We start from the raw sequence: 6,385 nt of genomic DNA, 5'->3' as shown, positions 1-6,385 counted from the left end.
CCCCCCCCCCCCCTCCTTCCCCCCCTCCCTCCCCCCCTCCTCCCCCCCCACGGCCGACCACACGACGACGCGGCCGCCCGGCCGCACGCACGCGGCGGCGTCCGCCAGGGCCTCCTCGCGGTAGAGCGCCGCGTTGGAGGCGGTCACCAGCTGGTCCGGCCCGTTGTCGACGTCGAGGAGGACGGCGTCCAGGGCTGCCGGCCGCGCACGGGCCCGACGGGCGAGCTCGTGGCGCACGTCACCGACGACGACGCGGGTCCGCGGGTCCTCGAGCACCCGGGCGGCGACCGGGAGCAGGCCCTCGCGCGCCCAGCCCACCAGCTGCGGCTCCACCTCGACGACGACGAGCTCGTGCACGCGCCGGTCCTCGAGCACCCGGGCGGCGGTGCCGCCGAGCCCCAGCCCCCCGACGAGGACGTGCAGCGGCCCGCGGCCCGGGGGCAGGCCCCGGACGGCGAGCAGCGCCTCGCTGGCGTCGTCGTCGGACTCCATGACGAGGACCCCGCCGACGCGCAGCTGCAGGACGCCGTCGTCGCGGCGCACGAGCGCCAGCTCGCCGAGGACACCGGCGACGCGGGTGACCAGGTCCGCGGTCGGCGCCCTGCCGGCTGCGGGGAGGGGCCGGCGACCCGTGCCGCCCGGCGTCACCCTGCACGACATCGTCGGGAAGGTACGGAGACGGCTTCCCCGCCGTCAACGACGGGAGCCGCGACGTCGACGCGCGGGCGCCTGACCCACGCCGGCCTCAGCGGGCGTCGAGCTCGGCGCGCGTCGGGGGGTCGGCGCCGGGGCGCGAGACGGTGATCGCGGCGACGTCCGTCGCCGCGGCGACGCAGTCGCGCAGCGTCGGCAGGTCCGTCGCCGCCAGGGCGGCGCGGCGGTCGCCGCCGAGCAGCCCCGCCGACCACAGCGCGTCGACGAGGGCCCCCGTGAAGGAGTCGCCCGCGCCGACGGTGTCCGCGACGTCGACGAGGCGGCCCGGCTCGTCGACCTCCCCGGCGGCGCAGACGGCGAGCGCGCCGTCCCCGCCGCGGGTGAGGACGACGAGCGCCGGCCCGAGCCCGAGCCAGGACCGGACGGTGTCCTCCGGCGCCCGGTCGGGGAAGAGCCACTCCGCGTCCTCGGCGCTCAGCTTGACGACGTCCGAGGACGCCACCAGCGCCTCCACGCCGCTGCGGACCCCCGCCGCCGGGCCGATGATGGTCGGCCGCAGGTTGGGGTCGTAGACGACGGTCGTCGACGGCCTCAGCGCCGCCAGCAGCACCCGCACCTGCTCGTCGCCCGGGGCCAGCGCGGTGCCGAGCGAGCCCGCGCAGACGACGAGCGGGGGCGCATCCGCGGCGGCCGCAGCCAGCACGTCGGGGGGCAGGTCCCAGTCGAGGTCGAACTCGTAGGTGGCGCCGCCGTCGAGGGCGAGGTGCGCCTGCGCCGTCGAGGTGCGCACGTCCTCGGCGGCCGGCAGCAGCGGCGCGGCCAGCCGGACCCCCGAGGCCCGCAGGTGGTCGGCGACCCGGCGGCCGCGCTCGTCGTCGGCGAGGCGGGTGAGCAGCTCGGTCCGCCGGCCCAGGCGGGCCAGGCCCAGGGCGACGTTCGCCGGGCTGCCGCCGGGGTGCTCGCGCGAGGAGCCGTCGCGGTGGACGACGTCGACGAGCGCCTCGCCGACGACCAGCGCGCCCCCGGCGTCGTCGCCCGGCCCGCCGCTCACGCCGGCCTCCGCGCGCCGGTGAAGTCGACCGCCGCGTAGGCCTGGAGCTTGGTGAGCCGGTGCTCGGAGTCCACGACGCGGATGGTGCCGGACTTCGAGCGGGTGACCAGGCTCTGCGTCGTCACCGTGCCGGCGCCGTAGCGGACGCCCTTGACCAGCTCGCCGTCGGTGATCCCGGTGGCCACGAAGTAGCAGTTGTCGCCGCGCACGAGGTCGTCCGTGCTCAGGACGCGGTCCAGGTCGTGGCCGGCGTCCAGGGCCTTGCCCCGTTCGTCGTCGTCCGTGGGGGCCAGGCGGCCCTGCAGGACGCCGCCGAGGGCCTTGAGCGCGCAGGCGGCGATGATCCCCTCCGGGGTGCCCCCGACCCCGAGCATGAGGTCGACGCCGGTGCCCGGGCGCGCCGCCATGATCGCGCCCGCGACGTCGCCGTCGGTGATGAAGCGGATGCGGGCGCCGGCGTCGCGCACCTGCTGCACGAGGTCGGCGTGGCGGGGGCGGTCCAGGACCACCACGGTGACGTCCTCCGGGCGCGAGCCCTTGGCGCGGGCGACGCGGCGGACGTTCTCCGCCGGCGGCAGGCGGATGTCGACGGCGTCGGCGGCCTCGGGGCCGGTGGCGAGCTTGTCCATGTAGAACACCGCGCTGGGGTCGTACATCGCGCCGCGCTCGGCGACGGCCAGGACCGCCACGGCGTTCGGCATCCCCAGCGCCGTCAGCCGGGTCCCGTCGACGGGGTCGACGGCGACGTCGCACTCGGCGCCCGTGCCGTCGCCGACCTTCTCGCCGTTGAAGAGCATCGGCGCCTCGTCCTTCTCGCCCTCGCCGATGACGACCGTGCCGGCCATCTCGACGGTGCTGATCAGGCGGCGCATCGCACCGACGGCGGCGCCGTCCGCGCCCTCCTTGTCGCCGCGGCCGACCCACCGACCGGCGGCCATCGCGGCGGCCTCGGTGACGCGCACCAGCTCCAGGCCGAGGTTGCGGTCCGGGGCCTGCTGGCCCACGGCCAGGGAGGGCGGGAGAGATCCGTGCGTCATGAGGGGCCTCTTCTGCTCGCGGGACCGGCGGAGGTCGCCGGCTCGGGCGGGCGTGCGGGCGACGCCGGGCCGGGCGAGCGTAGCGGCGCCGCCCGGCCGACGCCGCGGTCGTGGCGGCGGCGATGATGGGTCCGTGAGCTCCCCGACGCCCGCGCCCCGGCCGGGCCGCGCAGGACCCGGCGCGCCCGCGGAGCCGCCGCCGGGGACCTGCGCCGCCGGCCCGGGCGTGGAGCGACCTCCCCAGCCCCCACCCCGCCGCCCCCGGCCGCGGCAGACGGCCCGGGACATGGTGATCTCGCTCGCCGTCATCGGTGCCTTCCTGGTGCCCGTCCTCCTGCTCGTGCCGCGCCCCTCCCAGCTGGAGCAGCCGCCCGTGGACGTCGCGGGGACGGCCGCGGGGGCGCGGGAGCGCGTCGACTGGCCCGTCCCGGTCCCTCAGGTGCCGGACGGGTGGCGGCCGAACGCGGCACGGCTGGAGCAGCCCGGCCCCGACGACGTCGACACCTGGTCCGTCGGCTGGGTGACGCCCTCGGACGACTACGCGGGGATCCGTGTGGCGAGCGGCGCCACCGGGCGCTGGCTGACCGCCACGACACGCAGCGGCGAGCTCGAGGGCACGCAGGACGTGGACGGGGAGCCCTGGGACGTCTACTCCCGCAGCCCGCAGCGGCGCTCCGACGTCCCGTTCCGCGCGCTCGTGCGCGAGGAGGGCGGGGTGACGACGGCCGTCGTCGGCACGGCCGAGGTGCCGGAGCTCCTCGAGCTCGCGGCGGCCGCGCAGGACCCGTCGGCGAGCGACCCCCCGGCCTGAGGCCCGTGGGTGCCCCGGCACCCGGCCTCGACGAGGCGCGTGCGCGTCAGCCGGTGGCGGGGCGTCCGTCCTCGTCGGCCCCCGTCGACGCGGTCGTCCGGTCGAGGCGCTCCTGGGCTCCCTCCAGCAGCTGCTCGCACCGGGCGGCGAGGGCCTCACCCCGTTCCCACAGGGCGAGCGAGCGCTCGAGCGGCGCCGAGCCGGCCTCGAGCGCCCCCACCACGCGGACGAGCTCGTCCCGGGCCTGCTCGTAGCCGAGCGCGGACGGGTCCGGCGACGCGTCGGTCGCGCCGGGGGTGGAGGGGTCGGCGGCCATGGGAGGAGCGTAGGAGCCCGTCGGGCGCCGGCTCCGCACGGCGTCGGGGCGGTGCACGGCGTCGGGGCGGTGCACGGGTCGCGGGTGCGCACGGGGTCGCGGCTGCGCACGGCGTCGCGGCTGCGCACGGCGTCGGGGGTGGAGCCGTCGGGCCGCTGCGCGCTGCCCGGTGGGCCCGTGGGCCGGCGTCAGGCGAAGGGGTCGAGCACCTCGCCGTCGGGGCCGACCTGCGCCTCGACACCCACGACGAGCTCGCCCGCGGCGAGGCGCACGCGCAGCTGGTCGCCGGGGTCGGCCGCCAGGGCGTCGCGCAGGACCGCCCCGTCCGCGTCCTGGACCACGGCGTAGCCGCGCTCGAGCGTCGCCGCCGGGCTCAGCGTGCGCACGGCGCGGCGCAGCCCGCGCACCTCGGCCGCGTCGTGCGCCAGCCGGGCGCGGAGCGCGCGACGGCCCCGGGCGCGGGCGTCCTCGACCGCCTCCCGCCGCTGCGTCAGACCCCGGGACGGCTCGGCGAGGACGGGCCGGGCGCGCAGCCCGGCGAGCGCGGCGCGCTCGGCGGCCACACGCCCCCGGACGGCCCGGTGCAGGCGCTCGCGGGCCGCCGAGACCCCCGCGAGCTCCTCCGCCACCGCGGGCACGACCCGTCGCCCGGCGTCCGTCGGTGTCGAGGCCCGCACGTCGGCCACGAGGTCGAGCAGGGGGTTGTCGACCTCGTGGCCGACGGCGCTCACGACGGGTGTGCGGCAGGCGGCGACCGCGCGCAGCAACGCCTCGTCGCTGAAGGGGAGCAGGTCCTCCAGCGAGCCGCCGCCGCGCGCGACGACCACGACGTCGACCTCGTCGAGGTGGTCGAGCTCGGCGACGGCGCGGCTCACGGCGGCGACGGCGTCGACGCCCTGGACGACCACCTCGCGGACCTCGAAGCGCACGCCCGGCCACCGGGTGCGCGCGGTCACGACGACGTCGCGCTCGGCGGCGCTCGCGCGCCCGCAGACGAGGCCGACGACGCGGGGCAGGAAGGGCAGCGGCTGCTTGCGCGCGTCGGCGAACAGGCCTTCGGTGGTGAGGACGCGCCGGAGTGCCTCGACGCGGGCGAGCAGCTCACCCGTGCCGACGGGCCGGATCGCGTCGGCGCGCAGCTGCAGGCTGCCGCGACGCCCCCAGAACTCCGGGGTGGCGTGGACGACGACCCGGGCACCCTCGACGAGCGCGGGCCCCAGCGCGTCGAGCACGCGCGTGTGGGTCGTGACGGACAGGGACATGTCGACGTCGGCGTCGCGCAGCACGCAGAACGCCGTCGACTGGCCGGGGCGGCGGGTGACCTGGACGAGCTGGCCCTCCACCCAGACGGCCGACATCCGGGCGACGTAGTCGCCGATCTTCGTCGACAGCAGGCGGACGGGCCAGGGCTGCTCCGCCGTGGTCGCCGCCGCCGTCGGCGGGAGCGCCCGCCGCTGCGCGCCGGCCGACGGGTCGTGAGCCTCGGCGCTGCCGGCTCGGGCCGCCGCCGGGCTCGGTCCGCTCGGCTGCTGGCTCACGGACGACGACCCTACGCAGCCGCAGTGCGCCCGGGGAGGACCGCGACGGCACCACGCCGTCCCACGGTCGGTGCGGGCCGGCCCGTCCTCCTGACCGGGTCGTCGGGGAGGCGGTGGTCCCCGTGGGACGACTCGTCCGGCAGTGCCGTGGGAGCTCTCGACGAGGGCGGTCGTCGCGGGAAGGCCTGCCGTCGTCGCTGCGCCCCTCGGGGAGGACGCCCGGGCATGCCGCCCGTCGACCGGGTCGCTCGTCGACCGCTGCCCTGGCGTGGGAGCGCCCCCTCGACCTGGGAGCGCCCCCCGACCGAGCGTCCCGTCGCGACCGTGGACGGCAGCCGCGTCCACAGGTCGGCGTAGCCCGCCGTCGTCCACAGCTCTCGCGGTGCGTGGGTCGTTGTCGGACCCTACGGCTACCGTTCCCTTCAGTCGAACACCTGTTCGACACAGGTGGCGGGATGGACGGGGTGGTGCGCGTGGCTCTCGACGACCGGCCGCCCCTGCCCGACGGCCACGACCCGGACAGGGACGCGGACGCACGCCCCAGCCCGGCCCCGGACGAGGCCCCGGACGAGGCCCCGGACGAGGTTGCGGACGAGGTTGCGGACGAGAGCCCGGGCCAGGACCCGGCCGAGGACCCCGCCACCGGTGGCGGGGCCGGTGGCGACGGGGCCGACGGGTCCGGCGGGTCCGGGTGGGCGTTCCCGGGCAGCGAGCACCCGGAGCTGCCGGTGGCGCGGCGGCGGGCCCGGGTGCTGGTGGACGCCCTGGTGGACCAGGGCCGGGTGCGGGCGGTGTCCTACGCGGCGACGGTGGGTGCGGTCGCGGACCTCGTCGAGCAGATGGCCGCGCCCGGCGGCCCGGCCGGGCCCCTCGCCGGCGACACCCCCGGGAGCACACCCGGCGGCGCTCCGGGTGGTGCGGGTGGGGGCGCTCTGGGTGGTGGGTCGCGGTGGGCGTCGCCGGCGGCGCGGGCCCAGA

6 protein-coding genes and 1 pseudogene are annotated in these 6,385 nt (G+C 78.7%); 2 read left to right on the top strand and 5 right to left on the bottom strand.

What is annotated here, in order from left to right:
• From WDZ17_RS13245 to glpX, 3 genes are all read right to left on the bottom strand, one after another.
• Window positions 1-660, bottom strand: a 660-nt coding sequence (locus WDZ17_RS13245; RefSeq protein ID WP_339575640.1) for a hypothetical protein, incomplete at its 3' end; no start/stop codon positions are given.
• A gap of 85 nt (window positions 661-745) precedes the next feature.
• Complete coding sequence (locus WDZ17_RS13240) at window positions 746-1,705, bottom strand: carbohydrate kinase family protein (protein ID WP_339575639.1); 960 nt, start codon at window positions 1,703-1,705, stop codon at window positions 746-748.
• Window positions 1,702-2,742, bottom strand: coding sequence for a class II fructose-bisphosphatase (gene glpX, locus WDZ17_RS13235; RefSeq protein WP_339575638.1), 1,041 nt, complete (start codon window positions 2,740-2,742; stop codon window positions 1,702-1,704). Before glpX ends, WDZ17_RS13240 begins: the two co-directional genes overlap by 4 nt.
• Here glpX and WDZ17_RS13230 point away from each other — a divergent pair.
• Window positions 2,741-3,553 (top strand): DUF4245 family protein, encoded by an 813-nt coding sequence (locus WDZ17_RS13230; protein WP_339575637.1) that lies wholly within the window; start codon window positions 2,741-2,743, stop codon window positions 3,551-3,553. The two genes, glpX and WDZ17_RS13230, sit on opposite strands and share 2 nt — an antisense overlap.
• Before the next feature lie 46 nt (window positions 3,554-3,599).
• Here the strand turns inward: WDZ17_RS13230 and WDZ17_RS13225 are convergent, their stop codons facing one another.
• On the bottom strand, window positions 3,600-3,869 hold the full coding sequence (locus WDZ17_RS13225; protein ID WP_339575636.1) for an exodeoxyribonuclease VII small subunit: 270 nt from the start codon (window positions 3,867-3,869) through the stop codon (window positions 3,600-3,602).
• A 188-nt stretch (window positions 3,870-4,057) separates the two neighbouring features.
• On the bottom strand, window positions 4,058-5,407 hold the full coding sequence (gene xseA, locus WDZ17_RS13220; RefSeq protein ID WP_339575635.1) for an exodeoxyribonuclease VII large subunit: 1,350 nt from the start codon (window positions 5,405-5,407) through the stop codon (window positions 4,058-4,060).
• 473 nt (window positions 5,408-5,880) lie between these two features.
• Between xseA and WDZ17_RS13215 the strand changes: the two are divergent.
• Window positions 5,881-6,385: pseudogene (locus WDZ17_RS13215) on the top strand (hypothetical protein); the annotation flags it as partial.

Origin of the sequence: Pseudokineococcus basanitobsidens, from assembly GCF_037482545.1 — a bacterium.
Lineage (GTDB): Bacteria > Actinomycetota > Actinomycetes > Actinomycetales > Quadrisphaeraceae > Pseudokineococcus > Pseudokineococcus basanitobsidens.
This window is presented reverse-complemented; position numbering and strand designations above follow the sequence as displayed.